Source organism: Nevskia soli DSM 19509 (assembly GCF_000711955.1).
GTDB lineage: Bacteria > Pseudomonadota > Gammaproteobacteria > Nevskiales > Nevskiaceae > Nevskia > Nevskia soli.
Window position 1 is genome coordinate 90,762 of record NZ_JONR01000011.1, and the last position, 25,771, is coordinate 116,532.

The following is a 25,771-nucleotide window of genomic DNA, read 5'->3' on the forward strand; positions in this document are numbered from 1 at the left end:
TGCCTCTTCAGTCGTTCACGGACTTGATACGGAGCCGCGGCAAAATCCCTTCGCGGACCGCCGAAGGGATTCCGGTCCGGCTGCGTACCAAGCGGCAACCCCCACGCAAACACAAGGACATACCGCATGAAAACCAGGCTCGCCCCGCTCTTCGCCCTGGCTCTGTTCGCCGCCGCCGGCGTCTGCCAGGCGCAGGGCACGACCGATACCGACTCCGGCGCCACGCCGCGGCAGCGCATGAAGGCGCTGTGCGATCAGAATCCGGACAAGTGCCAGCAGCTCAAGGACTACTGCAAGAACAACCGCGACCAGTGCAAGCAGGCGCGAGCGGAGATGAAAGCCAAGCGCGAGGAGCTGCAGCAGGAATGCCAGAAGGATCCGGCCACCTGCGAGCAGAAGAAAGCAGCCCTGCGCCAGCAGATGCAGCAGCACATGCAGCAGATGCAGGGCGGCGCTTCGGCGCCGGCCGCGCACTGAGCGATGCATGAACCGCCGCCTTCCGCGAAGGGAACGGCGGCGGCTTGCGTATCAGCTGAGGTGGGGCGCATTGTGGATAACCCGGCCCCGGCGGACCGGCCCTCGATGGACCCGCACATTTCGGCTTTTCGACACGGACGACCAGCAGTCCCGGAGGTTTCGATGAACACATTGAACATCACCATCGCCGCGGCCATGGCGCTTGCCTGCCTCGGCGGCGGCGCGGCGCAGGCACGCGAACCGGTTCCCGGCGCACAGGGCGCCCGCTTGATACCGGTGCGCGTCGTGCAGCGCGAACGGCAGCACACGGTGACCGGCGCCGCCGGTGGCACCCGCTCGCGCAGCGTGGACTACAACCACCAGCCCGGTTCCACCAGCCGCCAGGTCAGCGGCAGCCAGACCGGCCCGAACGGCGCCACCCATGAGCGCAGCGTCGATTTCAACCACCAGCCGGGTTCGACCAGCCGCCAGGTAAACGCCGGCGGTACCGGCCCCAACGGCGGCAGCTACAGCCGCAGCACGGACGTCAACCACACCGCCGGCGTCGGCACCACGCGCGATGCCACCGCCACCCGCACCGGCCCCAAAGGCGCCACGGCCACGCGTACCGTCGACTACTCGCACCAGCCCAACGGCGACACCAGCCGCACCGTCACCGTCGACGGCACGCGCGCCAACGGCAGCAGCTTTTCCGAAACGAAGAGCGTCGACGTACAGCCCCACTAAAAGCTCCCCCGGCCGCAGCGATGACCCGGCGCCGAACGCAGGCCTAGCACGGCGCCCCCGGCATCCGCCGGCCGGCTGAAACTCGAACAGGGCGGCTCTCGCGGCTGAGGACACCCCTGCGTCCGCCCGCGGGCGGATCAACAGGATATTCATGCGATACCCGAGCCGGCGGCCGCAAGGCCGCCGCAACGGGCCCTGCCGTGCCGCGACACCCGTTGCGGCGCCAGGCAGCCCCTGTGCAGCCATTAAAACGAACCAAGGAGCCATCATGATCAAACAGACTTCTCTCATTGCCATCTTGGTGGGTGCCGCCCTGCTCGCCGGTTGCGACGACTCCGGCGAGGACGACTATTTCTACGCCACGCCCGGCGGGATCTATGAAGGCACGCTGACCGACAACATCACGCAGCGCCAGACCCAGGTCTTCGCCATCATCGACGAGGACGGCAACGGCCGCATGATCGACGACGACACCGGCGACTTCTACAGCCTGTCCCTGTCCAACGATGGCCTCGACCTCAGCGGCACGCTGCAAGGCTACGCCGGCGGCAGCGCCTTCCCCGGCGGACAGGCGCAGGTCTCCGGCAACCTCGGCGGCCAGATCACCGACGAAGGACTCTCCGCCAGCTTCACCGAATCCAACGGCGACTCCGGCACGCTCAACCTGAGCTTCGACTATTACTACTACTCCTACTCGAATCTCCCGCTGCTCGCCGGCGGCTGGGGCTACAGCGATTCCGGCTTCAGCCTGAGCCTGTCCATCAACGCCGACGGCAGCTTCAACGGCAACAGCTCCGACGGCTGCGCCTACGCCGGCCACTTCTCCATCTTCGATTCCTATTACAACGCCTACCACGTCAACTACACGCAGACCTGCGGTAATAGCAGTTCGAACTTCACCGGCCTGGCCTCGTACTTCCCGGACGACTCGCTGGGCCCGGAGGAAATCGAATTGCTCGCCGACAACGGCAGCGGCGGCTACCTGGCGGTGCCGCTCACCCTCGGCGCGCCCGTTGCGCAGCCGCTGTCGCCGGCGCAGCCACAATCCTCAACCCAGCCCATGCCGCAGCAGTGGGTGAAGTCCGGCGCATCGCTGCGTCCCGCCACCGCTGTGCGGCGCCGGTAGGCGGCCATGAAGCGCGGCTTGCTCGGCCTGCTGCTGGTGCTCACGCTCTCCGGCTGCGTGCGCGCGCTGCATCACCTGGCGCAACAGCACAAGCAGGGCAAGTCCGCGCCCGGCGAGGTAGTCAATGGTGATACCCCGGTGCCGCAGGAGGTGCGCACGCAACTCGAAGCCCTGGTCAAGGGCGGCGTACCTGGCGTTACCGCGATCGTGATGCGCGACGGCAGGCTGCTGTACCGCCTGGATGTCGGCAGGATCGACGCGGATACCCGGTATCCGGTCGCCTCGGCCTCGAAGTGGATGACCGCAGCCCTGCTCATGACCGTGGTCGACGAAGGCAAGCTGTCGCTCGACGAGCCGGTGTCGAAACATCTGCCGATGTTCCAGGGAACCCCCGGCGAGATCACGCTGCGCCAGCTGCTGGCGCAGACCTCCGGCGAAGGCAGCCTGAAGGACCTGGTCGACATCCGCCAGGACCCGCGCATCACCCTCGCCGCCTCCGCCGCCGAGATCGCCGCGCGGCCCCTGCAAGATCCGCCCGGCCAGGTCTTCAAGTACGGCGGCCCGGGATTCCAGGTGGCGGGCGCGCTGGCCGAGGCCGTCACCGGCCAGCGCTGGTCGGAACTGTTCGCGCAGCGCATCGCGCAGCCCCTGGGAATGACGCACACGGTCTGGAAGCATCTGCCGGACCGCGGCGTGCCGCCGGAGCAGACCCTGAACCCGCTGCTCCAGGGCGGCGTGGTGACCAGCGCCGGGGACTACATGAAGTTCCTCGGCATGCTGGCGCGCGGCGGCACGGTGGACGGCCGCCGTATCCTCTCCACACAGGCGGTGGAGGCGATGGAAACCGCGCAGACCCTGGGCAAGCCGATGGCCTACCTGCCTCCCGGCGGCGTGCCCGGCACCGCATACGCATTGGGCAACTGGTGCGAAACCTGGAACGCCGACCGGCGCTGCACCATGGTGTCCAGCCCGGGCGCCTTCGGCACCTTCCCCTGGATCGATCGCGGCAGCGGCCTCTACGGCATCTTCTTCCTGCGCGACCGCTTTCCGAACGTTTCCGCGCAACTGCTCAAGGCGCGCGCCGCCATCATCGCCGCCACGCCACCGGTGCCCGCGTCCGCGCCCTGAGGGAAGGCCTGCGCTGCCGGCGCGGGACATGCGGCCGCCGGTGCCGCACACTATCCGCGCCATTCCTTCCGGAGCAGCAGCCATGAGCAACTGGCCCGACCGACGCATCCTCGATCTGTTCGGCATCGAGCTGCCCATCATCCTGGCGCCGATGGCCGGGCCCGGCACGGCGGAGCTGGCCATCGCGGTGAGCGAAGCGGGCGGCCTCGGCTCGCTGCCCTGCGCGCAGCTCAGTACGGATCAGGTGCGCGCCGCGATGATCCAGATGCGGCGCGCCACCAGGGGGCCGCTCAACCTCAACTTCTTCTGCCACAAGCCGCCGCAGGCCGATCCCGCGCGTGAAGCCGCCTGGCGCGCGCAGCTCGCGCCCTACTACGCCGAGCTGGGCCTCGACGCATCGGCGCCGCTGCCGGCGGCGAGCCGCAAGCCCTTCGATGCCGACTTCTGCGCCGTGGTCGAGGAGTGCAAGCCGGACGTGGTCAGCTTCCATTTCGGTCTGCCCGAGGCGGACCTGCTGCGGCGGGTGAAAGCCAGCGGCGCCAGGGTCATCTCTTCCGCCACCACCGTGGCCGAGGCGCGCTGGCTGGAACAACACGGCTGCGACGCGATCATCGCCATGGGCCTGGAAGCCGGCGGCCATCGCGGCTACTTCCTCAATGCCGACATGTCGCGGCAGATCGGCACCTTCGCCCTGGTGCCGCAGGTGGTGGACGCGGTGCGCGTGCCGGTGATCGCCGCCGGCGCCATCGGCGATGCGCGCGGCATCGTCGCGGCGCTCGCGCTGGGCGCGTCCGCGGTGCAGATCGGCACCGCCTACCTGTTCTGCCCGGAAGCCAAGGTACCCGCCGTGCATCTGCGGGCCCTGAAGAACGCGGCCGACGACGGCACCGCGCTCACCAACGTCTTCACCGGCGGCCCGGCGCGCGGCATCGTCAACCGCCTGGTACGCGAGCTGGGGCCGCTGTCCGCCGCCGCGCCACCCTTCCCGCTCGCCGCTTCCGCGGTGACGCCGCTGCGTGCACGGACCGAACCGGGCGGATCGGACGACTTCGTCAATCTCTGGTCGGGCCAGGCCGCGCGCCTCGCGCGCGAACTGCCGGCCGGCGAACTGACTGCGATCCTGGCGAAAGAAGCCCTGGCGAAGCTGGCGCGCGGCTGAAGCCGCGCCGCATCAGCGGCCCTGCTGCGCCAGTAAGGCATATCCCGCGGGTGTGAGCCGCTGCGCGTGATCGATCAGCCCGGCGCGCCGCAACCCGGCGAGGACTTGCAGGCGCTTGCGGAAATCGCCGTTGGCGTCGCAGCCGGTGAAGGCATCATGGCCGGCGGCGATATGGCGCAGGATCTCCAGCTCCGAGGCCGCGCAGGGCGGAGGCACGTTCCCGCGCGTCATCATGGCAGTGCGTCTGCGACCACCACCGGCGCCGCGTGCAGCGCATGGATCGCGGCGGCATAGCGCATGGCCATGAGCCGCACCTGCATCACGTAGCCATAGGTCTCGCGCGGCGCGTGCTGCGCGATCCAGTGCTCGGCGTCGGCCGCTTCCCAATTTGCGGAGGCCGCCGGCAGCTGCGCATCGAACAGGTCGGTGCCGCAGTTGTAGGAAGCGACAGCCAGCAGCAGGCGCACCTGGGCCGAGTCGAAGTTGACGAAGTGCCGGTGCAGGCCGCGCAGGTAAGCCGTACCCAGGCGGATATTGGCCTCGGGATCGCGCAGCAGGGCAGCGGCGGGCTGGCCGCTCTTGCCGTAGGCCTGGCGGTAGGCATCGCGCGCGCCGCTGCCCGGCATCAGCTGCATCAGCCCCAGCGCGCCGGCCTTCGACACGGCATCCGGATGACAGGAGGACTCGGCCTCGATGATGGCGGCGACCCAGGCCGGCTCGACCTGGTAGACCCGCGCCGTGGCCCAGGCCATGCGGTAGATCGAAGCGGAGCAATGCGCGCCGCTGGAGCGCAGCGCCCGCAGCTCCTCGTCGCTGAGCGCGTCAACGGGAGTGGCGCGCGGCAGGCGCGACACCGGCGCGGGCAGGACCTGCGTGCCGCGGCTGAACGAGACCGGCACCACGGGCACGGGCGGGGCCGCCACGGCGCCGGGCACCGAGACGAAGCCAGCGAAAGCCAGTGCGCTGCCGTAGCGGCCCACGGCCCGGACGCGATGGCCGGACCAGGCGCGCAGGCCGCGCAGCGCCTGCAACGGCGCATCGATGAAAGCCTTCGCCAGCGCCGGCAGCGCGGCACGCGGCGGCGCTTCCCCGATGCGCGTCTCGCCGCGCGACGCAGCGGGCACCGGGATCTCCAGGGTTACCGCGCAATTGCGATACCCCAGCGAGCGCCAGAAGCGATAGCCGGCGCGGTTGGAAGTCAGCACCTCCAGGGTCAGGCGCTTGTCCTTGCACCAGATCTCCGAGCGCAGCGTCTCGAACACCTGGCGGCCGATGCCGTGGCGGCGCGCCGCGCCCAGCACCATGAACTGGCGCAGGTAGATCTCGAACGGCTGCTCCTCGTACACCGCGTAGGCCATCACTTCTCCATCCCGGTTCTCGAACAACACCGCGTGGTCATGTCCGCTGCTCAGCCAGCGCCGCATGCGCCGCTCCAGGTAAGCGGGCTCGGCCGGACCGAAGTCCGCACCGTCTTCAACCAGATGGACATTGAGACGCGCCAGCAGGGCGGCGTCGCCGGATGTTGCAAATCGATAACGCAAGGCGTACATGGATGGGGTGTCAGGGGCATGCGGCGGATTGCCGCGAAGCGCGCTTTTTTTGAGCAGGCGCGTTCAGAGCGAACGGGTGTTGCAGGTATGCAGCGGGTAGCGCGCGGCGGCCAGCCGCGCGGTGGTGATGGGGGTTTGCACCGCATCGGCGCCGCGCACATCGGGCGCGATGCAGGGCGCGGCGACACGCCGCAACAACGGCGTCACCACCATGAACGCGGCGAATGCGCCGTAGACCAGGGCCACCAGCAGGGCCGCATCGGCGATCAGGGCGTGCATTTAAGCGCGCCCCGTAACGGCGCCCGGGCGGGCAAGAATGAAAATCCGGGAATCGAATAAGGGAACGACTGACATGGAATGCTCCCATGCGGCGCCGTCGGTCGACTGGCCGCGGCATTAGATCGCCGCCGCCCGTTGGAAATCGAGAGTCCCGCCCCCGTAAAAAGTGAAATGCCGCAGGTGGAAATCAGTGCCGCGTCATAAAGGATTCATAAAAAAAAGCGGCACGTCCAGGTCGGCTTGCGCCCCGGCAGCCAATTCCAGCCATGCTCGAAAACATGCGCGCAAACTTGCCGCGTCAATGCAAAAAAAAGCCGCACCTTGCGGTGCGGCTCCGATCATCCTTGATCTTTATACCGGACATCCGTTCCGGTAAAAATTACTCTTGAAACCCGGCGATGGCGACTGCGCCGTTGAAGCGCTCAGGCCATGTGCGACTCAGCGCTTGATATGCGAAATCTTGGTGCCTTCGATGCTCAGGCTGCCCATCAGGCCCTGCTGGTCGAAGATGAAGGCATAGGCATCGTCCTTCAGGGTGGTGGAAGACAGGTTCTTGGCCACGCCTTCGTTCACCACCACCACGGTCGGGCCGACGCCGATTTCCCAGCCCTTGGTCTTGTCGAGGTATTCGACAGCCTTGTTGTTCATCAGGAACACCGCATAGCCGTAGGACTGCGCGCCGGCCTGCAGGCCCCAGGAAGCGGAGACGGAGTTGTAGTAACCGGCGATGGTCGTACCCTTGGTCAGCACGCCTTCACCGTAACTGCCGCCGAACACCAGGCCCGCCTTGACGATATTGGGAAACACCAGCACCGCCCTGGCGTGCTTGGAAATCTCGGCGGCGACCGGGCTGGCCTTGTACAGGTTCTGCAAGGCCTGCGCGGCGTCGCGGTTGAGGTCTTCGGCGGTGGATTCGGCGGCGCCGCTGGCCATCGCCGCGATCGGGAAAGCGGGCGCGATCGCAAGGACCAGGGCGAGCGCAATATGTCGTAGATTCATTATGTAGTATTCCTTCAACTGGTTTGACCATCGGTGCCGGCCGCGATGCGGGCGGTGAAACGCGGGCTCTTCGCCATGGCGGCCGGCAACGGCCGCCGGCGAATGTCTCCCGCTTGCGTCCTGTATCGAAATCGCTTCCGGAACCGTCGTCCTCGACGGCATCGGGCTTCGACACACCTTAGTCGGGCACCGCGATACGGTCTGTTCGATTGCGCACATGGAGGCGCCGCCGCAGTGTTCCGGCGGATCTGCGGAGGTCCATACGGCAGCGCCGTGGTGCTCTGTGCGATGGCGGACAGACATCCGTAAAACTTCAGCGTATACATGTAGATCGCTCCCGGGTTCTGCTTCCGGACTGCCGCTGGCGGTTACGGATGCGGTACCGCACCTCAGGACACGCGATGCCCATCAAGAACAACGCCCGACTGCCGCAAAGCGGCCCGGCGGCTGCCTGATCGACTCACCCGCCACGCTGAAAATCGCAGCCGCGGTGCGTGCGCTGCTGCGACAGCGACTTGCGTTCTGGCGCCGCCGGCATTTCGACATCGACGATGACGAGGGCCAGACGCCGCTGCGTGCCGAACTGTTCAGCGCCGAGCAGATGGAGCAGCACGGCAAGGCCCTGGCGGCGACGCATGTCCTGAGCCGCAGCCGCAGGCGCGACCGCCTGTTGCAGCGTCTGGACGAAAACGAGCGGATATTGATCGATGCCAGCCGGCTGCTGACCTCCGCGGTCAAGGCCAGGCACCGCATCGCACCGGCCGGCGAATGGCTGCTCGACAATTTCTACCTGATCGAAGAGCAGATCCGCACCGCGCGCCAGCATCTGCCGAGCGGCTACAGCCGCGAACTGCCGCGCCTGGCGCAAGGCCCTTCCGCCGGCCTGCCGCGCGTCTACGACCTGGCGCTGGCGGCGATCTCGCACGGCGATGGCCGCGTCGATGCGGAAACCCTGGCCCGCTTCGTGGCGGCCTACCAGACCGTAACGCCGCTGACGCTGGGCGAGCTGTGGGCCATTCCGATCATGCTGCGCCTGGCGCTGATCGAAAACCTGCGCCGCGTCGGCGCGCGCATCACCACCGCGAGAATCCACCTCAACCAGGCGGAGGACTGGGCCAACCAGATGATGGAGATCGCCGCCAGCGATCCGAAGAGCCTGATCCTGGTGATCGCGGACATGGCGCGCTCGAACCCGCCGATGGTCAGCGCCTTCGTCGCCGAGCTGGCGCGCCGCCTGCAAGGTCATGGACCCGCCCTGGCCCTGCCGCTGACCTGGATCGAGCAGCGCCTGGCGGAATCGAGCCAGACCATTGAACAGATGGTGCAGTCGGAAGCCCAGCAGCAGTCGGCCGATCACGTCTCGATCAGCAACACCATCGGCAGCCTGCGCTTCCTCGGCGCGACCGAATGGCGCAACTTCGTCGAGACCATGAGCCTGGTGGAGCAGGTGCTGTTGCAGGACCCCGGCGGCGTCTACGGCGCCATGGATTTCACCACGCGCGATCGTTACCGGCAGGTGATCGACCGGCTGGCGAAACGCAGCGGACGTCCGGAAATCGAGGTGGCGCGCACGGCCATCGCGCTGGCGCGGGACAGCGGCGGCACGGCACACATCGCACACGTCGGCTACTACCTGATCGACCGCGGACTGCGGCAGCTGCGTCGATCGGTGGGAGCGCACAAGACATGGACGCCCCTGCTGCACGGATCGATCGGCCGCACTCCGCTGTGGCTGTATCTCGGCGCCATCCTGCTGATGACCGGACTGCTCGGCGCAGATCTGCTGCTGCGCGCCCATGACGACGGCGTCGCCGGCTGGCGCCTGGCGCTGCTGGCGACGCTGACCCTGTTCGCCAGCAGCCAGCTGGCCTCGGCACTGACCAACTGGCTCGCCACCCTGTTGACCACGCCGCAGTTGCTGCCGCGCATGGACTATTCGCGCGGGCTGCCGGCGGAATTGCGCACGCTGGTGGTGATCCCGACGCTGCTGGCCACGGCGCGCGACATCGAAGACCTGCTCGAAGCGCTCGAAGTGCGCTTCCTCGGCAACCAGGATCAGTACCTGCATTTCGGCCTGCTCACCGACCTGCCCGACGCGCACGAGGCAACGCTGGCCGGAGACGAGGCCTTGCTGCGCAAGGCCCATGAGGGGATCGACCGGCTCAACCGGAAATATCCGGGCACGGGCGGCGGCCACTTCTTCCTGCTGCATCGGCCGCGCCGCTGGAATCCGGCGCAGCGCATCTGGATGGGCTATGAGCGCAAGCGCGGCAAGCTGGGCGACCTCAATGCGCTGCTGCGCGGCGACGCCGGGGAGCGCTTCGCGTTGCTGGTCGGCGACCTCGGCGTGCTGCCAAAGGTGCGCTACGTCATTACTCTCGATACCGATACGCAGCTGCCGCGCGATTCGGCACGGCAATTCGTCGGCGCCATGGCGCATCCGCTGAACCGGCCGCGCTACGACGAGAAGCGGCAGCGCATCGGCGGCGGCTACGGCATCCTGCAGCCGCGCATGGCCGCGACCCTGTCGGCGGCGAACCGCTCGCGCTACGCGCAGCTGAGCGGCAGCGAACCCGGTATCGATCCCTACACGCGTTCGGTCTCCGACGTCTACCAGGACCTGTTCGGCGAGGGCTCGTTCATCGGCAAGGGCATCTACGAGGTCGACGCCTTCGAGCGCGTGCTGAAGGATCGCTTCCCGGAAAACCGCATCCTCAGCCATGATCTGCTGGAAGGCTGTTACGTGCGCTCGGGCCTGCTCAGCGATGTGCATCTGTACGAGGAATATCCGGCGCATTACCAGACCGACGTCAGGCGGCAGCAGCGCTGGATCCGCGGCGACTGGCAGATCGCGCACTGGCTGCTGCCCCAGGTTCCCGGCCCGGACGGAAGTACCCTGCGCAATCCACTGTCGGCATTGTCGCGCTGGAAGATTCTCGACAATCTGCGCCGCAGCCTCGCCCTCGTCGCCCTGACCTCGCTGCTGCTGCTCGGCTGGTCGATACTGCCCCGGCCCTGGCTGTGGACGCTGGCGGCGCTCGGCGTGATGCTGCTGCCGCCTTTGCTGATTTCCCTGGTCGACGCCCTGCGCAAGCCCCGGGAAGCGCTGCTGGGCCAGCATCTGGGCGCCGTGCTGCGCGCAGCCGGGCGCAGTTTCGCCCTGGCCGGATTCAGGATCGCCTGCCTGCCCTACGAAGCGCTGTTCAACCTCGACGCGATCCTGCGCACCGCGTGGCGCATGCTGGTGACGCATCGCCATCTGCTGGAATGGAACGTAGCCACGGCCGGCACGCGGGGCGGCGGCGCGACCGGCAAGCCGCACCAAGGCGATCGATACGACGCCGCCGGGATCGCGGCTTCGTATCGCACGATGTGGATCGCTCCCGTTGCGGCCGTCGCCGCGGCGGCGGCCGCCAGCCGGTCCGGCACCGGGGCGCTGGCGGTGGCGGCGCCCATCCTGTGCCTGTGGCTGGCGGCGCCCGCCATCGCCTGGTGGCTGAGCCAGCCGCTGCCGCGCCACGAAGCCAGGTTCGGCGCCGGCCAGATCCTGTTCCTGCGCAAGATCTCCCGCCGCACCTGGGCCTTCTTCGAGCGCTTCGTCGTCGCCGAGGATCACTGGCTGCCGCCGGACAATTTCCAGGAGCAACCGGGCCCGATCCTGGCGCATCGCACCTCGCCGACCAACATCGGCCTGGCGCTGCTGGCGAACCTGACGGCCTGCGACTTCGGCTACATCGCGGCCGGATCGCTGCTGCGGCGCACCGCGGATACCTTCCGTACCCTGGCGCAACTGCAAAGGCACCAGGGACATTTCTACAACTGGTACGACACGCTATCGCTGCAGCCCTTGCCGCCGCGCTACATCTCCTCGGTGGACAGCGGCAACCTGGCCGGCCATCTGCTGACCCTGCGCGCCGGCCTGCTGGCGTTGCCCGGAGAGAGAATCGTCGGTGCGCGCGTGTTCGAAGGCCTGGCCGACACGCTCGGCCTTCTCGCCGACGCGGCGCCAGAACCCGCGCAAGCGCCGATCGTTCGACTGCGGGCGCTGCTGGATGGAGCCTGCGCCGCACCGCCGGGGCGCCTGCGGCAGGTGCTGCGCACGCTCGAAGCCATCGCGGACACCGCCGCCGGCATCAGCGCCGGTGCGGGCGCCGCCGCCGAAGACGAAGCAGCCGATTGGGCCGGCGCCTTCACCCGGCAGTGCCAGGACGCGCTGGAGGAACTGCGCTTCCTGGCGCCGTGGCTCGCCTTGCCGGCGGCGCCGGAAAGCCTGGGCAACCCCGTCGAGCCGGACGGGATCCCGACCCTGCGCGAACTGGCCGGATGGGCCGTCCGTCTGCCGCCGGCCGTCGATGCGGGCCTGCTCGAAGAGGCGGCATCGCCGCGGCGCGACCGGCTGCTGGCCCTGCGCCCGCTGCTGCTGGAGGCGGCGGAACGCGCGGCGGAGCGCATCGCGACGGTCGAGGGCCTGGCGCTGCAGGCGAGTGGATTCGCAGCGATGGAATACGGCTTTCTCTACGACCGCGAGCGCCACCTGCTGGCAATCGGCTACAACGTCGATCAGTTCCGGCGCGACACCAGCTTCTACGACCTGCTGGCTTCGGAAGCGCGGCTGAGCAATTTCGTCGCCATCGCCCAGGGGCAACTGCCCCAGGAAAGCTGGTTCGCGCTGGGCCGCCTGCGCAGCAGCAGCGGCGGCGAACCGATCCTCCTGTCCTGGAGCGGCTCGATGTTCGAGTACCTGATGCCGCTGCTGGTGATGCCATCCTACGAAGGCACCCTGCTCGACCAGACCTGCCGTGCGGCGGTGGCGCGGCAGATCGCCTATGGCAACCAGCGCTCCCTGCCCTGGGGCGTGTCGGAGTCCGGCTACAACACCGTCGATGCCGCCCTCAACTACCAGTACCATGCATTCGGCGTGCCGGGCCTGGGATTGAAGCGCGGCCTGGCCGAGGATTCGGTGATCACACCGTACGCCACCGCCCTGGCCCTGATGGTGGCGCCGGAAGCGGCCTGCGCCAACCTGCAGCGCCTGGCGGCCGACGGGCTGGTCGGCCGCTTCGGTTTCTACGAAGCCGCCGATTACACCGTCTCGCGCCTGACCCGCGGCCAGACCCGTGCGGTGGTGCAATCGTTCATGGCGCACCATCAGGGCATGACGCTGCTGTCGCTGGCGCATCTGCTGCTCGGCCAGCCGATGCAGCGGCGCTTCGAATCGGACCCTCGGTTCCAGGCCACCATGCTGCTATTGCAGGAGCGCATCCCGAAGAACTCCACCGCGCAGAAGTTCAGCACGGAGTATTCGGAGGGCGGTGCTTTTTCGGGAGCGGCGGAAAGCTCGACGCAGGTGCCGCTCGGCGCCAACACGCCGACGCCGAAAGTACAGCTCCTGTCCAACGGCCGCTACCACGTCATGGTCAGCAACGCCGGCGGCGGCTACAGCCGCTGGAAGGACCAGGCCATGACGCGCTGGCGCGAAGACACCACCAGCGACAACTGGGGGACCTTCATCTATCTGCGCGACACCAGCAGCGGCGAGTTCTGGTCGGCGGCGCACCAGCCGACGCTGCGGCGGGCGGACAGTTACGAGGCGACATTCTCCGAGGGGCGCGCCGAATACCGACGCCGCGACCACGATATCGAGAGCTATTCGGAGATCGTGGTTTCGCCGGAAGACGATATCGAGCTGCGCCGGGTGCGCCTCACCAACCGTTCGCGCCTGCGCCGCACCATCGAGATCACCAGCTACGCGGAAGTGGTGCTGGCGCCGCCGGCGGCGGACCTGATGCAGCCTTCGTTCGGCAACCTGTTCGTGCAGACCGAGATCCTCCGCGAACGCCAGGCCATCCTGTGCACGCGGCGGCCACGCTCCGTCGGCGAGCACACGCCGTGGATGTTCCACCTGCTGGCGGCGCATGGCAGCGACATCGGCGAAGTCTCCTACGAGACGGACCGCATGCGCTTCATCGGCCGCGGCGGCGGCGTCGCCGCGCCGTGCGCGATGCGCGAGACCGCCGCCCTGTCCGGCAGCGAGGGCTCGGTGCTCGACCCGATCGTCGCCATCCGCTGCCGCGTGGTGCTCGAGGCAGGGCAATCGGCCACCATCGACCTGGTGTCCGGCGCCGCCGACAATCGCGAAGCCGCCATCAGCCTGGCCGAGCGATACCAGGACCGGCATCTCGCCGACCGGGTCTTCGACCTGGCCTGGACCCATGGCGGCGTGACGCTGCGCCAGATCAATGTCGGCGAGGCCGAGGCGCAGCTGTACCGCCGCCTGGCCAGCTCGGTGCTCTACGCCAATGCCTCGCTGCGCGCCGATGCCGGCATACTGCTGCAGAACCGGCGCGGCCAGTCCGGCCTGTGGGGTTATGCCATCTCCGGCGATCTGCCGATCGTGCTGCTGAAGATCGCCGACAGCGGCAACATCGAGCTGGCGCGCCAACTGATCCAGTGCCACGCCTACTGGCGCCTGAAAGGCCTGGTGGTCGATCTGGTGATCTGGAACGAGGATCACGCCGGCTACCGGCAACAGCTGCAAGACCAGATCATGGGCCTCATCGCCACCGGCACCCAGGCCCAGACGATCGACCGGCCCGGCGGCATCTTCGTGCGCTCCGCCGAACAGATTCCGAACGAGGACCGCATCCTGCTGCAGGCGGTGGCGCGCGTCATCCTCGCCGACAGCCGCGGCACGCTGCTGGATCAGGTGAACCGCCAGAGCCTGGCCAACAAACGCATGGCGCGGCTGACGCCCGTGCGTTTCCATCGCGCCGAGCCGGCAGCGCTGCCCGAACCGCCGCGGCAGGACCTGATCCTGGCCAACGACCTGGGAGGCTTCACCGCCGACGGCTGCGAATACGTCATCGGCACGTCGCAGGCGCGGAGGACGCCCGCACCCTGGTCGAATGTGCTGGCCAATCCGCACTTCGGCACGGTCGTCACCGAGAGCGGGCTCGGCTATACCTGGAGCGAGAACGCGCATGAGTTCCGGCTCACGCCGTGGAGCGACGACCCGGTCGGGGCCTCCGGCGGCGAAGCCATCTATCTGCGCGACGAGGAGAGCGGCCATTTCTGGTCGCCCACGCCACTGCCCAGTGGCGGCGCGATGCCCTACCTCACCCGCCATGGCTTCGGCTACAGCGTGTTCGAGCACACCAGCGGCGGCATCCGCTCGGAACTGTGCGTGTACGTCGACCTCGAGGAAGCGGTCAAATTCTTCGTACTGAAAGTGCGCAACGGCTCGGGCCGCGCGCGGCGCCTGTCCGCCACCGGCTATGTCGAATGGGTGCTCGGCGATCTGCGGCCGAAATGCGCCATGCATGTGGTCACCGAGATCGATGCGGCCAGCGGCGCGCTGTTCGCGCGCAATGCCTACAACACGGAATTCGAGGGGCGCGTGGCCTTCTTCGACATCGACGACCTGTCGCGCACCCTGAGCGGCGACCGCACCGAGTTCCTCGGCCGCAACGGCACCCTGACCCATCCCGAAGCGATGAGCCGCTCCGGCCTGTCCGGCCGGCTGGGCGCGGCACTGGATCCCTGCGGCGCGATCCAGGTGCCGTTCGATCTGGCCGACGGCCAGGAGCGGCAGATCATCTTCAGGCTCGGTGCCGGGCACAACCTCGCTCAGGCGCGCGAGCTGGCGCAGCGGCTGCGCCAACCGGGCTCGGCGCGCGCCGCGCTGGAAAAGGTGCAGCGCTACTGGAAGCAGACGCTGGGCGTGGTGCAGGTAGCAACGCCCGATGCGGCGCTCAACGTGCTGGCCAACGGCTGGCTGCTGTACCAGGTGCTGGCGTGCCGCATCTGGGCGCGCAGCGGCTTCTACCAGTCCGGCGGCGCCTTCGGCTTCCGCGACCAGCTGCAGGATGCGATGGCCCTGGTGCACGCCGAACCGGGGCTGCTGCGCCGGCACCTGCTGCTCTGCGCCGAACGCCAGTTTCCGGAGGGCGACGTGCAGCACTGGTGGCATCCGCCGGCCGGGCGCGGCGTGCGCACGCGCTGTTCGGACGACTACCTGTGGCTGCCGTTGGCCACCTGCCGCTACGTGCTGGCAACCGGCGACTACGGGGTGCTCGATGAAACCGCGCACTTCCTCAGCGGCCGCCCGCTCGGCGCCGACGAGGAGTCGTATTACGACCTGCCGGGCCGTTCGGCGGAAAGCGCCAGCCTGTATCAGCACTGCGTGCGCGCCATCGAGCATGGCCTGCGCTTCGGCGCGCACGGCCTGCCGCTGATGGGCTCCGGCGACTGGAACGACGGCATGAACCTGGTCGGCATCCACGGCAAGGGTGAAAGCGTCTGGCTGGCGTTCTTCCTGCATGAGGTGCTGTCGTCCTTCGCCGAAGTCGCCACGCTGCACGGCGATGCCGCCTTCGCGGGTCGCTGCCATGAGGAAACGGCCCGGCTGCGGCACAACGTCGCGCTGCATGCCTGGGACGGCGCCTGGTATCGCCGCGCCTGGTTCGACGACGGCTCGCCGCTCGGCTCCTCGACCAATCCGGAATGCTCCATCGATTCCATCTCGCAGAGCTGGTCGGTGCTGTCCGGCGGCGGCGAAGCCGCACGCTCGCGCCAGGCGATGGAAGCGGTGGACCAGCGCCTGGTACGACGCGAGCACGGTCTGATCCAGCTGCTCGACCCGCCGTTCGACAAGTCGGCGATGAACCCGGGCTACATCAAGGGCTACGTCCCCGGTGTACGCGAGAACGGCGGCCAGTACACGCACGCGGCGGTGTGGACGGCGATGGCCTTTGCCGCCCTGGGCGACAGCCGCCGCGCCTGGGAGCTGCTGGCGCTGATCAACCCGGTGAACCACGCGCTGAGCGCCGAGGCGGTGGCCACCTACAAGACCGAGCCCTATGTCGTGGCGGCCGACGTCTACGCCATCGCGCCGCACACCGGCCGCGGCGGCTGGACCTGGTACACCGGCTCGGCCGGCTGGCTCTACCGCCTGATGACCGAATCGCTGCTGGGCCTGCAGCTGAAACAGGGCAGCCTGCGTTTCACGCCCTGCCTGCCGCGGGAGTGGACGGCATATTCGATCAGCTACCGCCACGGCGAGACCAGCTATCGCATTGCCGTCCAGCAGACGCCGGCCCCGGACACCGCGGACACCACCATCGACGTCATCCTCGATGGCGTGGCCCAGGCGGACCGCGCCGTGCCGTTGGTGAACGACCTGGGCACACACCAGGTCGAGGTGCGGATCAGGCGCGCCGGCTTGCCGGCCGCCGCAGGCTGAACGCATGATGTAGGGACGGGCCACGGCAAGGCACGCGTCTGGAACGATCCCGCTGATGCGGCGGTCAGATTCATACAAGGCGCCGCCGGCATTCAGAGCGGCCAAAAAGAAGGCGGATCAGGATGAAGAGCAGCGGCACCCCACCGTCCGGCGCGAACCCGGGGCATGATACAGCGGCGCCGCGGCGCATCCTGGTGCTGGATATCGGCGGCACCCATGTCAAGGCGATGCTCAAGGGCGGCCGGCAGGAGATCAAGTTCGTTTCCGGGCCGAAGATGACCCCGGCCGCCATGCTGGCGCAATTGCTGCCGCTGCTGGCGGGCAAGCATTACGACGCCGTCAGCATCGGCATCCCGACGCCAGTGCTCCATGGCCGCGTGGTGCAGGATCCGCGCAACCTCGGCAAGGGCTGGAAGGACTTCGATTTCGAGCAGGCCTTCGCCTGTCCGGTGCGCCTGATCAACGACGCGGCGATGCAGGCGCTGGGCAGCTACGACGGCGGCCATATGCTGTTCCTCGGCCTCGGCACCGGCCTCGGCTCGGCGGCGATCCTGGACGGCGTGGTGCAGCCGCTGGAGCTGGCCCACCTGCCCTTCCGCAAGAAGACCTTCGAGCACTACGTGGGCGAGCAGGCGCTGCGGGACCTGGGCAAGAAGGAATGGCGCGCCAACGTCGAGAAGACCATTGAAATCCTGCACGCCGCGTTACAGCCCGATTACATCGTGCTCGGCGGCGGCAATGTGCGGCACCTGCGCAAGCTGCCGCCGGGCGTGCGGCGCGGCGACAATGCCAACGCCTTCGCCGGCGGTTTCCGGCTGTGGCGGAACCACGTATGAAACAGCCTCTCTCCCAGGAGCGGGCGATGGGTAAACCATGGAACGATCCCGCCTGCGTGGCGGTCAGACCTACGCACAGACTTGCACATGGTCCCGTGGTGCCGCCCAGGCGCGCCAGGGGCGGCCACGGATAAGGCGAAATCGAGATGACCACACCCAGTTCGGACGCGTTCGTATTCTTCGGCGCAACCGGTGACCTGGCTTACAAGAAGATCTTTCCCGCCCTGCAGGCGATGACCAAACGCGGCGAGCTGGAGATGCCGGTGATCGGCATGGGCCGCTCCGGCTGGAGTGTGGAGAAGCTGCGCCAGCGCGTGCACGAGAGCCTGGAGCACAACGGCGACATCGACGAGGAGACCTTCGCCAGGCTCGCGGCGCGGATCCAGTACGTCGATGGGGACTACAGCGAAGCGGCAACCTACGAACACCTGAAAAAGGCGCTCGGCGCCGCGCAGCGCCCGCTGCACTACCTCGCGATCCCTCCCAGCATGTTCGGTACCGTGGTGCAGGGCCTGGCCAGGGCCGGCTGCGCCAAGAATGCGCGCGTGGTGGTGGAGAAACCCTTCGGCCGCGACCTGGCCTCGGCGCAGGCGCTCAACCGCGAACTGCACGAGGTCTTCGACGAATCGGCGATCTTCCGCATCGACCACTATCTGGGCAAGGAGGCGGTGCAGAACCTGCAATATTTCCGCTTCGCCAATGCCTTCCTCGATCCGATCTGGAACCGCCACTACGTCGACAACATCCAGATCACCATGGCCGAGAAGTTCGGCGTGCAGGGCCGCGGCGCGTTCTATGAGGAAGTCGGCGCCATCCGCGACGTGGTGCAGAACCATCTGCTCCAGGTGATCGCACTGCTGGCGATGGATGCGCCCACCGGGCGCGATGCCGAGGCGATGCGCGCGGAGAAGCTGCGCCTGTTCCGCGCCATGCGTCCGCTGGACCCGAAGGAAGCGGTGCGCGGTCAGTTCCGCGGCTATCTCGAAGAAGAGGGCGTCGCGGGGGATTCCAAGGTCGAGACCTTCGCCGCGGTGCGCCTGCACATCGACACCTGGCGCTGGGCCGGTGTGCCCTTCTACATCCGCACCGGCAAGAACCTGCCGATCACCGCCACCGAAGTGAAGATCGGCCTCAAGTGCCCGCCGCTCGCGACCTTCGACGATATCAGCCCGGCCACCGCCAACTATTTCCGCTTCCGTCTCAGCCCCGAGGTGGTGATCTCCACCGGCGCGCGCGTCAAGCGCCCCGGGGACGAGATGCACGGCGAGCCGGTGGAATTGATCGCCCGCCACCAGACGCGCGGCGACCAGGAACCCTACGAGCGCCTGCTGCATGATGCGATCGAGGGCGATACCTCGCTGTTCACCCGTGACGATGCCGTCGAAGCGGCGTGGCGGGTGATCGATCCGATGCTGGGCGACGTGCCCCCACCCGAGCAGTACGAGCCCGGCAGCTGGGGCCCGGAGGCGGCCAACCGCGTCATCAGCGGCACGCAGGGCTGGCACGACCCGAAACCCGAGGAGACCACGCCGTGCTAGCGGCAGGCCCCATGCCGCCCGCAGCGCGCAACGCGCAGGGCATCGTGTTCCTGCTCGATGTCGACAACACCCTGCTCGACAACGACCGCTTCGCCGACGACCTCGATACGCGCCTGGAGCAGGATTTCGGCCGCGCCGGGCGTGATCACTACTGGGCCATCTACGCACGGCTGCGCGAGCAACTCGGCTACGCCGACTACCTCGGCTCCCTGGAAATCTTCCGCGCCGGCCTCGACGACCATCCCGCCTTGCTGGAGATGTCGGCCTTCCTGCTGGAATATCCCTTCGCGCAGCGCTTGTACCCACGCGCCCTGGAAGCCATCGCCCACCTCGCCACGCTGGGCACTCCGGCAATCCTGTCCGACGGCGACGTGGTGTTCCAGCCGCGCAAGGTGCAGCGTTCCGGCATCTGGGACGCGGTCTCGGGCCGCGTCTCGATCTACATCCACAAGCAGGGCGCGCTGGACGCCGTGCAGCGGCACTATCCCGCCGCGCACTACGTCATGGTCGACGACAAGCCGCAGATCCTGGCGGCGATGAAGCAGGTGCTCGGCCCCCGGCTCACCACCGTCTTCGTGCGCCAGGGCCACTACGCCCGGGCCGCCGTCGAGACGGTCATCGACCCCGCGCCCGACCTGTGCATCGAACGCATCGACCAGCTGATCGACCTCGCTCCTTCCAGTTTCTCCTCCGCCCCGCCGCAGCGTGCCAAGAAGAACGCTGCGGCACCCACCCAGGAATCGACATGAACAAGACCCGCCTGCTGCGCGACCTCGGCCAGAGCCTGTGGCTCGACAACATCACCCGCGGCATGCTCGACGACGGCAGCCTGCGCAAGAACATCCAGGAATTCTCCCTCACCGGCCTGACTTCCAATCCGACCATCTTCGACGAGGCCATCGGCAACAGCGATGCCTACGACGCGGGCATCCGCGAGAAGGCCCGTGCGGGCAAATCCGGCGAGGGTCTGTTCATGGAGCTGGCGCTGGAAGACCTGCGCCGCGCCGCCGACGAGTTCCGGCCGATGTTCGACGCCACCGACGGCTTCGACGGCTGGGTGTCGATGGAAGTGTCGCCGCTGCTGGCGCAGGACACCGCCGGCACCATCGCCGCCGCCAGGCAGATCCATGAGCAGGCCGGCCGCCCCAACCTGTTCGTCAAGATTCCCGGCACGCCCGAAGGCGTCCCCGCGATCGAGGAAGCGATCTTCGACGGCATCCCGATCAACGTCACCCTGCTGTTCTCACGCGAGCAGTACCTGGCCGCCGCCGAGGCCTACCTGCGCGGCATCGAGCGCCGCATCGCCGCCAGGCGCGATCCGCGCGTGGCTTCGGTCGCCTCGCTCTTCGTCAGCCGCTGGGACAAGGCCATCGCCGACAAGGCGCCGCCGGAGCTGCGCAACAAGCTCGGCCTCGCCATCGGCCAGCGCACCTACCGCGCCTATCGCGAGCTGCTGGATTCGCCGCGTTGGCGCACGCTCGCCGGGGCCAACGCGCGGCCGCAACGCCTGCTGTGGGCCAGCACCGGCACCAAGGATCCGCAGGCGTCCGACACGCTCTATGTCGAAGGCCTCGCCGCACCCGATACCATCAACACCATGCCGGAGAAGACCCTGCGCGCCTACGCCGATCACGGCGAGTTGCGCGGCGCGCTGGCGCCGGACGGCGGCGACGCCGAGGAGATGCTGGCCCGCTTCGCCAAGGCCGGCATCGACGTCGATGCGCTGGCGCTGCAATTGCAACACGAGGGCGCCCAATCCTTCGTCAAGTCCTGGAGGGAACTGCTCAAGCGCATCGCCGACAGCAGCTCGGCCCTCGCCGGTACCGGTGCCGGCAAGAGCGCCGCATGAACGCGGACCTGCCGCGGCCGGCTTTCACCGAGGCCGCGCCCCTGGTCAGCGGGCGGCCGCAGTGGCGGGCGCTGCAGCGGCATCATGACGAGATCGGCGGCCGCCACCTGCGCGAGCTGTTCGTCACCGAATCCTCGCGCGGCGAACGCTATACCGCCGAAGCCGCGGGCCTGTATCTGGACTACTCCAAGCAGCGCATCACCGCTGAAACCCTCGGGCTGCTGCGGGAACTCGCCGTGGCCTGCGGCCTGCCCGGACGCATCGAGGCGATGTTCCGCGGCGAGCGCATCAACGTCACCGAAAGGCGCGCCGTGCTGCATACCGCCCTGCGCGCGCCGGCGGACGAGCCCGTCCGCGTCGACGGCAAGGATGTCTCGCGGGAGGTGCATGCCGTGCTCGAGCACATGGCGGCGTTCTGCGCGCGCGTGCGCGGCGGCCAATGGACCGGCCACGGCGGCAGGCCGATCCGCAACGTGGTCAATATCGGCATCGGCGGTTCCGACCTCGGCCCGGTGATGGCCTACGAGGCGCTGCGCCACTACAGCCGGCGCGACCTGCAGTTCCGCTTCGTCTCCAACGTCGACGGCACCGACTTCGCCGAGGCGGTGCGGGACCTCGACGCGGCGGAGACGTTGTTCGTCATCTGCTCCAAGACCTTCACGACCCTGGAAACCCTGACCAACGCCCACGCCGCGCGCCGCTGGTGCGTCGAAGCCCTGGGCGACGAGAAGGCCGTGGCGAAGCACTTCGTCGCCGTGTCGACCAACGACCAGGAAGTGCTCAAGTTCGGCATCGACACGAAAAACATGTTCGGCTTCTGGGACTGGGTCGGCGGCCGCTATTCGATGGACTCGGCCATCGGCCTGTCCACCATGCTGGCCATCGGCCCGGAAAATTTCCGCGCCATGCTGGCCGGCTTCCATGCCATGGACGAGCATTTCCGCAACGCGCCGCTGGAGCGCAACCTGCCGGTGCTGCTGGGCCTGCTGGCGGTATGGAACAACAACTTCCTGGGCGCCGAAACGCTGGCGGTTCTGCCCTACGAGCAATACCTCAAGCGCTTCCCGGCCTATCTGCAGCAGCTCACCATGGAGAGCAACGGCAAGCACGTCACCCTCGACGGCCGCAGGGTGGACTACGCCACCGGCGCCATCTACTGGGGCGAGCCGGGCACCAACGGCCAGCACTCCTTCTACCAGCTGATCCACCAGGGCACGCGCCTGATCCCCTGCGACTTCATCGGCTTCTGCCAGCCGCTCAACCCGCTGGGCCGGCAGCACGACCTGCTGATGGCCAACCTGTTCGCGCAGAGCGAGGCGCTGGCTTTCGGCAAGACCGCCGAAGAAGTCCGTGCCGAGGGCACCGCGGCGGCCCTGGTGCCGCACCGGACCTTCGGGGGCAACCGGCCGAGCAACACCATCCTGGCCGAAAAACTCACGCCCGAAACGCTCGGCGCCCTGGTGGCGCTGTACGAGCACAGCGTGTTCGTGCAGGGCGTGATCTGGAACATCGATTCCTTCGACCAGTGGGGCGTGGAGCTGGGCAAGTCCCTGGCCACGCGCACCGCCGCCGAACTCACGGCCAGGGACGAGCCGCAGCTCGGACACGACAGCTCCACCAATACACTGATCCGGCGCTATCGCCAACTAAGGCCAAGCGGCGCATAGGCAGCGCCCATCAATCGCCAAGGAATGGACATGAACGATACCAATACACTGGAACCGCTGTACGTCAACACCATCCGCTTCCTCTCGGTGGACATGGTGCAGAAGGCCAACAGCGGCCACCCGGGACTGCCGCTCGGCGCCGCGCCGATGGCCTACACCCTGTGGACCCGCTGGCTGCGCCACAACCCGCACAACCCGCAGTGGTTCGGCCGCGACCGCTTCGTGCTCTCCGCCGGCCACGGCTCGGCCCTGCTCTACAGCCTCCTCCACCTGACCGGCTACGACCTGTCGCTGGACGACATCAAGCGATTCCGCCAGTGGGGCAGCAAGGCGCCGGGCCATCCCGAGCGCGGCCATACCCCCGGCGTGGAGACCACCACCGGGCCGCTGGGCCAGGGCATGGCCAACGCCATCGGCATGGCCATCGCCGAGGCGCACCTCGCCGCGCGCTACAACCGTCCGAACCATACCGTCATCGACCACCATACCTACGCCCTGGTCAGCGACGGCGACCTGATGGAAGGCGTGGCCTCGGAGGCCGCTTCCCTGGCCGGCCACCTCAAACTGGGCAAGCTGACCTGTCTCTATGACGATAACCAAGTCACCCTGGCTGCCGGCGCCAACATCACTTTCACCGAAGAGCGCGCACGCCGCTTCGAGGCCTACGGCTGGCACACGCAGCTGCTGGAAGACGGCAACGACCTCGCCGCCATCGACGCGGCCCTGCACCGGGCACGCGAAGAGACGACACGCCCCTCGCTGATCCTGGTGCGTACCCACCTCGGCTATGGCTCACCCAAGCAGGACAGCTTCAAGGCCCACGGCTCGCCGCTGGGCAAGGAAGACGTGCGCCTGACCAAGCAGAAGCTGGACTGGCCGGTGGAACCCGACTTCTTCATCCCCGCAGCGGCGCTGAGCCACTTCCGTGAAGCGGTCGAGCGCGGCAAGAAGGACGAGGCGGCCTGGAACAAGCGCCTCGCCGCCTATGCCAAGGCCTTCCCCGAGCTGCATACCGAACTGGAAGCGCGCCGGCGCCACGAACCGCCGCAGGGCTGGGACGCGGACATCCCGGTCTTTCCCGCCGACGCCAAGGGCCTGGCTTCGCGCGACGCCGCCGGCAAGGTGATCAACGCCATCGCGCCGAAATTCCCGGCGCTGATCGGCGGCTCCGCCGACCTCGATCCCTCGACCAAGACCGACCTCAAGGGCCTGGGCGATTTCAACCCGCCCGACCCGGCCGAGAAGACCTGGAGCTACGCCGGCCGCAACATCCATTTCGGCGTGCGCGAACACGCCATGGGCGCCATCGTCAACGGCCTCGCCGCGCACGGCGGCTTCGTACCTTACGACGCCACCTTCCTGATCTTCTCCGACTACATGCGCCCGCCGATCCGGCTCGCCGCGCTGATGCAGCTGCACGTGATCCACGTCTACACCCACGACAGCCTGGCGCTGGGCGAGGACGGCCCCACCCACCAGCCGGTGGAGCAACTCGCCGGCCTGCGCTCGGTCCCGAACCTGCTGGTGATCCGCCCCGCCGACGCCAACGAAACCGCCGTGGCCTGGCGCGTCGCCCTGGAAACGCGCGACCGCCCCGTGGCGCTGATCCTGAGCCGCCAGGAACTGCCGACCCTCGACCGCAAGCGCTACGCCGCGGCGGATGGATTGCGCCGCGGCGCCTACATCCTCAGCGACGCGCCGAACGGCAAGCCCGATCTGATCCTCATCGCCAGCGGCTCCGAAGTCAGCCTGATCCTGGGCGCCGCCGAGCAGCTGAAGCAGGAAGGCATCGCCGTGCGCTGCGTATCGATGCCGAGTTGGGAGCTGTTCGAAAACCTGCCCGAGGCCGAGCGCGAAGCCGTGCTGCCGACCGCCGTCACCGCGCGGCTGGCGGTGGAGCTGGGCGTGCGGCAAGGCTGGGAACGCTACATCGGCGACCGCGGCGACATGCTCGGCGTGGAAACCTTCGGCGCCTCGGCCCCGGCCGAGGTGCTGCTGCGCGAATACGGCTTCACCGTCGAACACGTCTGCGCGCGGGCCAAGGGGCTGCTGGCGCTGGCGGCGGCGGCGTATCGGTAGGAAGGAAGCCGGAACAGAAAGGCCGCTGACGAAAGCTCTTCGTCAGCGGCCCCGGCATCCGGCGACAATTACTCCGACTTGATGGCGTGCCCGCCGAATTCGTTGCGCATCGCCGACAACAGTTTGTCCGAGAACGATTCCGTGTCGCGCGAACGGAGCCGTTCGATCAGCGACAGCGTGATCACCGGCGCCGGTACGTCGAGGGCGATCGCCTCGTCCACCGTCCAGCGCCCCTCGCCCGAATCCACCACGTAGGGCGCAATGCCCTTCATCGCCGGATTCTTGCCCAGCGCATCGGCGGTCAGGTCCAGCAACCAGGAGCGCACCACGCTGCCGGTGCGCCAGATTTCGGCCACCTGGTGCAGGTCCAGCCCGAACTCCGCCTTGTGCTTGAGGATGGAGAAGCCCTCGGCATAGGCCTGCATCATGCCGTACTCGATGCCGTTGTGAATCATCTTGGTGTAGTGGCCGGAGCCGGCCGGGCCGACGCGCCCCCAGCCCTGGTCCTTCGCCGGCGCCAGCGTCTCGAAGATCGGCCGCAGTTTCTCCACCACCGCCTCGTCGCCGCCGACCATCATGCTGTAGCCTTCGGTCAGCCCCCACACACCGCCGCTGGTGCCGCAGTCGACGTAGGCAATCCGCTTCTCCGCCAGCGCCTTGGCGCGGCGCTGCGTGTCCTTGAAGTTGGAGTTGCCACCGTCGATCAATGTATCGCCCGGCGCCAGATGCGGCAGCAGGGCCTCGATGGTCTGGTCCACCACCTCGCCGGCGGGGACCATCAGCCACAGCACGCGTGGCGCCTTCAGCTTGCCCACCAGCGCATCGAGCGCAGCCACCGGCTCGATGCCCTTGCTCTCGACGTTCTTGCGCACTGCCTGGTCCGGGTCGTAGCCCACCACGCGATGCTTGCCCTGCACCAGTCGCTGCGCCATGTTGGCGCCCATGCGCCCCAAGCCGATCATGCCGAGTTCCATGCTTGCTGCTCCTGATTGGGTGAACGGTGCGCCTGCTGTTCGGGCTCGAAGCCCCGGCGCGATACCAGCTAAGACCGGTGACGAACAGCGTGGTTCAAAGCCTGCACCCATCGTTACACAGGGGCAAGCGGCCCGTGTTTCGA

At 68.2% G+C, this 25,771-nt stretch carries 18 protein-coding genes; 12 read left to right on the forward strand and 6 right to left on the reverse strand.

The annotated features are described in order from the left end of the window. Positions 1–126: 126 nt before the first annotated feature. The 5 genes from BP26_RS0107760 (at position 127) to BP26_RS0107780 (ending at position 4,616) form a co-directional block, all read left to right on the forward strand. Complete coding sequence (locus tag BP26_RS0107760; protein WP_029920009.1) at positions 127–477, forward strand: hypothetical protein; 351 nt, start codon at positions 127–129, stop codon at positions 475–477. Positions 478–639: 162 nt separating this feature from the next. Next, positions 640–1,203, forward strand: coding sequence for a hypothetical protein (locus tag BP26_RS26490; RefSeq protein ID WP_036516288.1), 564 nt, complete (start codon positions 640–642; stop codon positions 1,201–1,203). A 268-nt stretch (positions 1,204–1,471) separates the two neighbouring features. Next, the gene (locus BP26_RS0107770) at positions 1,472–2,329 is read left to right on the forward strand and encodes a hypothetical protein (RefSeq protein WP_029920010.1); all 858 of its coding nucleotides are present in this window, start codon (positions 1,472–1,474) and stop codon (positions 2,327–2,329) included. Positions 2,330–2,335: 6 nt separating this feature from the next. Further along, a complete protein-coding gene (locus BP26_RS0107775) occupies positions 2,336–3,457 on the forward strand; it encodes a serine hydrolase domain-containing protein (protein ID WP_029920011.1) in 1,122 nt (373 codons plus the stop codon). An 82-nt stretch (positions 3,458–3,539) separates the two neighbouring features. Beyond that, positions 3,540–4,616 (forward strand): NAD(P)H-dependent flavin oxidoreductase, encoded by a 1,077-nt coding sequence (locus BP26_RS0107780; RefSeq protein WP_029920012.1) that lies wholly within the window; start codon positions 3,540–3,542, stop codon positions 4,614–4,616. Positions 4,617–4,628: 12 nt separating this feature from the next. Here the strand turns inward: BP26_RS0107780 and BP26_RS0107785 are convergent, their stop codons facing one another. From BP26_RS0107785 to BP26_RS0107800, 5 genes are all read right to left on the reverse strand, one after another. Next, positions 4,629–4,850 carry a hypothetical protein gene (locus BP26_RS0107785; protein WP_029920013.1) on the reverse strand — a complete coding sequence of 74 codons (222 nt, stop codon included), beginning with the start codon at positions 4,848–4,850 and terminating at the stop codon, positions 4,629–4,631. Next, positions 4,847–6,166 carry a GNAT family N-acetyltransferase gene (locus tag BP26_RS27450; RefSeq protein WP_051748606.1) on the reverse strand — a complete coding sequence of 440 codons (1,320 nt, stop codon included), beginning with the start codon at positions 6,164–6,166 and terminating at the stop codon, positions 4,847–4,849. The genes BP26_RS0107785 and BP26_RS27450 overlap by 4 nt, the downstream gene beginning before the upstream one ends. A 63-nt stretch (positions 6,167–6,229) precedes the next feature. After that, on the reverse strand, positions 6,230–6,445 hold the full coding sequence (locus BP26_RS0107795; protein WP_029920015.1) for a hypothetical protein: 216 nt from the start codon (positions 6,443–6,445) through the stop codon (positions 6,230–6,232). A 198-nt stretch (positions 6,446–6,643) separates the two neighbouring features. Continuing rightward, a complete protein-coding gene (locus BP26_RS29305; protein WP_157572413.1) occupies positions 6,644–6,787 on the reverse strand; it encodes a hypothetical protein in 144 nt (47 codons plus the stop codon). A gap of 96 nt (positions 6,788–6,883) precedes the next feature. After that, positions 6,884–7,378: a lipid-binding SYLF domain-containing protein gene (locus BP26_RS0107800; RefSeq protein WP_366518043.1), complete on the reverse strand. Its 495-nt coding sequence runs from the start codon at positions 7,376–7,378 to the stop codon at positions 6,884–6,886. Between the two features lie 556 nt (positions 7,379–7,934). Between BP26_RS0107800 and BP26_RS0107805 the strand changes: the two genes are divergently transcribed. The 7 genes from BP26_RS0107805 to tkt all read left to right on the forward strand — a co-directional run bounded on the left by BP26_RS0107805 (position 7,935) and on the right by tkt (position 24,654). Continuing rightward, positions 7,935–16,685 (forward strand): GH36-type glycosyl hydrolase domain-containing protein, encoded by an 8,751-nt coding sequence (locus BP26_RS0107805; RefSeq protein WP_211254860.1) that lies wholly within the window; start codon positions 7,935–7,937, stop codon positions 16,683–16,685. A 122-nt stretch (positions 16,686–16,807) separates the two neighbouring features. Further along, positions 16,808–17,521: an ROK family protein gene (locus BP26_RS0107810; RefSeq protein ID WP_051748609.1), complete on the forward strand. Its 714-nt coding sequence runs from the start codon at positions 16,808–16,810 to the stop codon at positions 17,519–17,521. Between the two features lie 146 nt (positions 17,522–17,667). Next, on the forward strand, positions 17,668–19,059 hold the full coding sequence (gene zwf / locus BP26_RS0107815; protein ID WP_029920019.1) for a glucose-6-phosphate dehydrogenase: 1,392 nt from the start codon (positions 17,668–17,670) through the stop codon (positions 19,057–19,059). 11 nt (positions 19,060–19,070) lie between these two features. After that, positions 19,071–19,808 carry an HAD family hydrolase gene (locus tag BP26_RS0107820; protein ID WP_036516289.1) on the forward strand — a complete coding sequence of 246 codons (738 nt, stop codon included), beginning with the start codon at positions 19,071–19,073 and terminating at the stop codon, positions 19,806–19,808. Next, positions 19,805–20,908, forward strand: coding sequence for a transaldolase (tal, locus tag BP26_RS0107825; protein ID WP_029920021.1), 1,104 nt, complete (start codon positions 19,805–19,807; stop codon positions 20,906–20,908). The genes BP26_RS0107820 and tal overlap by 4 nt, the downstream gene beginning before the upstream one ends. Further along, complete coding sequence (gene pgi, locus BP26_RS0107830) at positions 20,905–22,575, forward strand: glucose-6-phosphate isomerase (RefSeq protein ID WP_029920022.1); 1,671 nt, start codon at positions 20,905–20,907, stop codon at positions 22,573–22,575. The genes tal and pgi overlap by 4 nt, the downstream gene beginning before the upstream one ends. 30 nt (positions 22,576–22,605) lie before the next feature. Continuing rightward, positions 22,606–24,654 (forward strand): transketolase, encoded by a 2,049-nt coding sequence (tkt, locus tag BP26_RS0107835; RefSeq protein WP_029920023.1) that lies wholly within the window; start codon positions 22,606–22,608, stop codon positions 24,652–24,654. Between the two features lie 68 nt (positions 24,655–24,722). Here tkt and gnd read toward each other — a convergent pair whose 3' ends face one another. Continuing rightward, on the reverse strand, positions 24,723–25,628 hold the full coding sequence (gnd, locus tag BP26_RS0107840; protein WP_029920024.1) for a phosphogluconate dehydrogenase (NAD(+)-dependent, decarboxylating): 906 nt from the start codon (positions 25,626–25,628) through the stop codon (positions 24,723–24,725). Positions 25,629–25,771: the final 143 nt, after the last annotated feature.